The following is an 867-nucleotide window of genomic DNA, read 5'->3' on the forward strand; positions in this document are numbered from 1 at the left end:
GCAGCAATGCGCACAGGGCCGCGTCGGCGGCATGCACATCGGCCAGCACCGTATGCCGCAGCCGAGCCATCAGCCAACGCTCCACGACCTGCACCGCCGACTCGGCGCTGGCCTTGTCCTTGGGCGAGTACGGGCGCGCCGGCAGGATCGAGACGCCGTAGTGGCGCGCGAAGTCGTGCACGGTCTCGTTGAGCCTGGGCTCGTAGCGACAGGCCTGGCTGACGAGTGCGCGCGGGTTGTCCGGCACGATCAACTGGGGCACACCGCCATAGAACGCGAGCGCGCGTGCCATCGCGCCGAGCCAGGAGCGCATGCTCTGGTCGGCCGTGGCGCAGGCGAAGGTGTAGCTCGACGCTCCCATGGCGGCCACGAAGACCTGCGCCCGCGTTCCATCTGCCAGCGCCAGGGTCGGCCCGGCGTAGTCGATGAAGAGCTTCTCACCCGCGCGACGTTGCTGGCGCATCGAGCGCTTGAGGGTCCTGGCGAAGGCCTTGTAGTGGCCGCAGAACTGGGTGTACGCCCAGGTTCTTCGACCCTCGTTGGCCGCGCGGTACTCGCCCCACAAGAGCATGAGCGTCACGCCCTTGCGGCGCAGCTCGATGTGTACGTGCGCGTAGTCGGGCTCGACCACGCGGCTGAGCGCCATGCCGCCGCCCATCAACCGACGTTCCAGCGAGGCCTCGTCCAGTTCAGCGGTTGACGGCCAATCGAGCCCGGCCGCGCCGGCCAGGCTGAGGTACTTGGCAACGGCTCCCTTGGAGATCGAGAGGCTCTGGGCGATGCGCTCGTGCGACAGGCCGCCCTGGTACTTGAGTCTGAGTATGTCCTTGATCATGCGTATGTCCATGCGTTGCTGTGGCATCAGGC

General features: G+C 67.7%; 1 protein-coding gene. It reads right to left on the reverse strand.

What is annotated here, in order from left to right:
- The coding region (gene istA, locus QN397_RS26590; RefSeq protein ID WP_323502518.1) for an IS21 family transposase at positions 1-862 on the reverse strand (862 nt) is incomplete at its 3' end.
- Between the last annotated feature and the right edge of the window lie 5 nt (positions 863-867).

This window comes from Variovorax sp. RTB1, assembly GCF_035018765.1.
In the GTDB taxonomy this organism is placed as follows: domain Bacteria; phylum Pseudomonadota; class Gammaproteobacteria; order Burkholderiales; family Burkholderiaceae_C; genus Variovorax.